We start from the raw sequence: 4100 nt of genomic DNA on the forward strand, positions 1-4100 counted from the left end.
ATCTCCCGCGCCTTGCCCGCCACCAGCCACCGCACCCCCGCCAGCGCCCCCGCCGCCGCCAGCCCCACCCCGGCCCCCATCAGGGCCTCCACACTGAACGCATCCATGACAGGCTCCTGGCAGAAAGGCGGAAGGATGCCGGGAGTATGGGCGTGGGGAGGGGAGGGTGTAAAGAATAAATTCCTAGGATGAGGTGGGCCAAGGCCTCATGCCATGTTCATTGTTTCCTTGACGGTTAACCCATGCGGGGCGCCACACCGCCCTTGCGCCCTAATCCGAACCCAACCCGATAGAGATCGGGCATGTCGACCCGCTTGTCCTTCATGCGGGTCACCAGAATGCCAAGCCGCTCTAGATCGCCGCGAATACCGTCCCAGCTCTCGCCATGCTGGGGCGGTACCTGACTAGAGGTGATCTGACCAGGACCGTCTGGAAATGCTTGCTGCCAGGCGTCAGTAATCACCGAAAACTCACAGGGCACATTCAAACCGTGCAGCGGATTCATCACCACCGGCACCCAATCGTCGTCCTCCGCCACTTGGTCAACCCGAATTTTCGACGCCTTCTGCACGCCACGTTTCAGGCTTTCGTAATGCAGCGCATATTCATAATCGGGGTAACGTGCCTCGCTATCCTCTGCTGCCATGTCGATGGCTGCGAGGAACGAGCGTGGGGATGTCCATCCATGTCCATCAGCGAGATGACTGACACTCCAAACATAGGGCACACCGCGTCGTGCGTCTTTGCCCATTTTATCACCAGCTAGCGCATAAAACAGGGGGCGCTGCGAAATAAATGAGTGCGGAAGTTTCCAAATTTGATGATCTGAATTTGTTGTAGACCCCTTAGGTTTGAAAAAATCGTACTGTGGTGCGTTAATACCTGCAAACTCACGCAAGCATTCTCCGTGTTCTCCCGGGGCGTTGATAAGCCGTTGCCAAAGCATGGAATGCAAATCGCTCGCACTCCATGCCAACTCTACCATGGTGGCGAGAAGCTTCGATGCATCAACAAAGGAAGTATCGGTACGTCTCATCTGATCCGGGCGTAGGAAAATCTTGGCCTGAACACGGGAAAGATCACGTAACCAAAGTGCATTGCGCAACAGGTCGCGTACAATGCTGTTCATCGTCTCCCAATCGTTGCTGGTACGGTCAAGAGCGTCGAAGACAATCAACCCAAATTGGCCATTGGCGGCAAACCGTGCATTTGCCGCTTCGATGATCTGTGCGTACTGTTCAGGGTTGTTCTCAACCCATCCAATAGTTTCTTTCCAGCTTCCGCTTGGAATCGCCTGACCGACATGTCCGGCCAGCCAGCGCAGGATAACGGCACGCCACACATAAAACGCTTCGTGTCCTTGGCTCAGCAGCAGCTTGAATGTCTCACGATCAGGATAGGCCTGGATATTGGGTGCTGCCCCATAGCCGACGCGAACGATGGCATTTTCCAACTCGGGCACCGCACTGCCAATCTGGGTGCGAAGCACATCGTCGCTCAAAGCTGCCGTCCAGAAGGATTTGCCCACACCGCGCGCGCCAACCACCAAAACGGCATCACGGGCCAAGGCCTTGCGGTGGGCGTTGGGGATGAACAAGGTTCCAGGTTTCGGAACCTCCCCCTTGTTGTCCAGCTCGAAGGGTGCTGCGAGAATGGCCCGACGGATGGCCTGCGGCTTGATCATGACGGGTTGTCCCGGTTAACAGCACGGTCAAGGAAATCAAGGAACTTACCGAATACCAGCTTTACGTCGGTTTCATCAACTTGCGCTATCCGCTGGCGCAGGCTGTTCATCCCAAACCACCCCCGGTTCCAGCGGATTTGTATGGGTGCGTGGGGTGCTGTTTCGTCATCCTCTTCAAAATTCCATCCTTCCACCTCACCCGGCGGAATCGCGTCATAAACATCCATGAATAGGGTATGGCTCTCGGCTCGCAGTTCGGACAGATAGGCCTCACGCCTGTCATCATCCGGTACCAGCCCGGCTATAAGCTGCAATCTTTCGCGTACCAAGGAAATGACACCGCGTTGCTTCCAATGCTTCAGGAGTGCCCGGTACCCGGTCCAGGTTTGTTGGCTGTCGATGGCGAAAAGCAGAATGATATTGGCCCCCAACTCCGTCACGCAGGCGGCTGCCACCTCGTCAATCCCGGCGCGGGAGTCGATTAAGATGACATCGGGCTTATGTTTCTCCTCCAGCTTGTCAACCAGTCGCCGAAGGCGTGCTGACCAGAATTCAGGGGCATCCAGGCTTGCCGACGGCTTGGACATCCAGACGCGTCCCAGCTTGGAGATGTATTCCCCCGGATCACGACCATGTGCCGGGATCAACGTGATTTTCCCCGGCGCTTGAAGATCGCTCGTCGCGTGAAGATCATTCAGGACGGCATCGCCGTTATCGACTAGATCCTCCACCAACCAATCTGTGATGCCATATTTGGGTTGCCGTTCCTGGGACAGTAGCGTGCTGGACAGGCCCGGTGATTCCAGGTCCAAATCCAGCACCAACACCGATTTCCCTTGCTTCGCGAATGACCACGCGCCGGCGGCCAACGCAGTTGAACGCCCAACACCACCCTTTATGGAGAAATACACGATACGTGGCGCATCGCCGGACTCCGTCGAAATGGTTTCCCATTGGCATTCTGTTGCCAGACGGTCGATCAGCCAGACGTTGGAATGCCCTTCCAATTGGCTTTCGCGTGTGCCGTGGCGGGCGTCCTTGAGTGTCTTCTCATAGATGATGCCCCTATCCGCCGGATAGGCATGGGGGCCAATCTTTGCGGCAATCTGATTATAAAGCCCGGCTGCCGCGTTCCTGTAATCTTGAATGGCGGGCACCTTTTCTGGAAGGACAAGGCGTACCTTTCCCATAAGGTCGCGATTGATCACTATCCAGGGAAACTGGCTGACAATCGCTTCTGATTTAAGAACCAGTGCGATATTCGGCAGAATTTCATCGAACATGGTCATAGCAAACCCTCTGACTGTGCCTTACTCACCAGCCGTTGAATGAATATTGCGGAATGCCGGTGCGGCTCCACCCGGTCCGCATCAAACTGGTCCTGGCGTTCATAGCGCTGAGAAGCTTGCCAATCGGCAAATGGATTTACGGCTGGCAGGACATATCCGGCTCCACTGTGATGCCCGTACCGGTAGCTCTCATAACGAACCCACAAAGCATCGACATGTTGCTTGTCTGTCCTTTCTTTAGGATCGCCCGTAGCAGGTTCCACCGGCATTCCAAACGCGGCCATCAGACATTTCAGCCCGCACTCTGCGGCGATACCGAAAAGATGGTCGGCATTGGCATACCGCTCCACTTGAAACAACCGCTCAGCGTCGTCCGTATGCCGCCCATTGGCATCAATGAAATCAGCCGGCAATGGATCCCCCCATCACAACAATAGGCAAGCCTGCCTTTGCGTCATTCCATATCCCTGCCGCATGATATGCACTTAGACACATGAAATGCCATCGGACTTGTAAGCGATGTCACCCCCCAACCGCTGACTTTTCCCCCGACCCGTGCTATACTCCGCCCCGATCACATCACAGCCCTGTCCGCCGCCGGCCCCCATTCGGAGCGGCCGGCATCGGCGCTCTGAAACGCACCCGGTTTTTCTGTTGCACGATGTTGCATTGGCGGCCGCCATTCGGAGTTGGCGGGTCGGGTCCTCCGGAACATCGGCGGTTTTACGGTTCACAGCGTTTCACAGGCCCGGCCCATTCGGAGCGGCGTTGCCCGCCCCTCCGAATGCTGACACGGCTGCCGGCACTCACTCCGCCAGGGCTGCCGTGACGGCGCGGTCCAGTTCGGCGATGGCGCAGGTGATGTGGTAGAAGCTGCTGGCGGGGGCCGGTTCGTCGGTGAAATGGCCGGCGGGGGAGAGCTTGTCCCACCACAGGCCCTTGACCGGGGTGTCCAGATAGCGCAGCAGGCCGTCGGCCCCCTGGGTGGCGATGGTCCAGAAGGCGGGGTCGCCGGTGATTTCGGCGGCCAGGACCGCGGCTTTGATACGTTCGGTCTGCGGCCACAGGCGGGCGCCATGGTCATGGATGGAGAAATCGTCCAGCAGGCTGTTGACGCCGACGCCGCG

General features: G+C 57.5%; 4 protein-coding genes. All 4 read right to left on the bottom strand.

Going from position 1 to position 4100, the window contains the following annotated elements; all coding sequences use genetic code 11:
* Positions 1 to 235: 235 nt before the first annotated feature.
* The gene (locus Q0072_RS01920; RefSeq protein WP_298324921.1) at positions 236 to 1684 is read right to left on the bottom strand and encodes a hypothetical protein; all 1449 of its coding nucleotides are present in this window, start codon (positions 1682 to 1684) and stop codon (positions 236 to 238) included.
* The gene (locus Q0072_RS01925; RefSeq protein ID WP_298324924.1) at positions 1681 to 2973 is read right to left on the bottom strand and encodes a hypothetical protein; all 1293 of its coding nucleotides are present in this window, start codon (positions 2971 to 2973) and stop codon (positions 1681 to 1683) included. Before Q0072_RS01925 ends, Q0072_RS01920 begins: the two co-directional genes overlap by 4 nt.
* Positions 2970 to 3386, bottom strand: a complete 417-nt coding sequence (locus tag Q0072_RS01930) for a hypothetical protein (protein ID WP_298324927.1) — start codon at positions 3384 to 3386, stop codon at positions 2970 to 2972. Before Q0072_RS01930 ends, Q0072_RS01925 begins: the two co-directional genes overlap by 4 nt.
* A gap of 393 nt (positions 3387 to 3779) precedes the next feature.
* Positions 3780 to 4100: AGE family epimerase/isomerase (locus Q0072_RS01935; protein WP_298324929.1), on the bottom strand; the 321-nt coding region annotated here is incomplete at its 5' end.

The organism is Asticcacaulis sp., from assembly GCF_027484505.1.
In the GTDB taxonomy this organism is placed as follows: Bacteria; Pseudomonadota; Alphaproteobacteria; order Caulobacterales; family Caulobacteraceae; genus Asticcacaulis.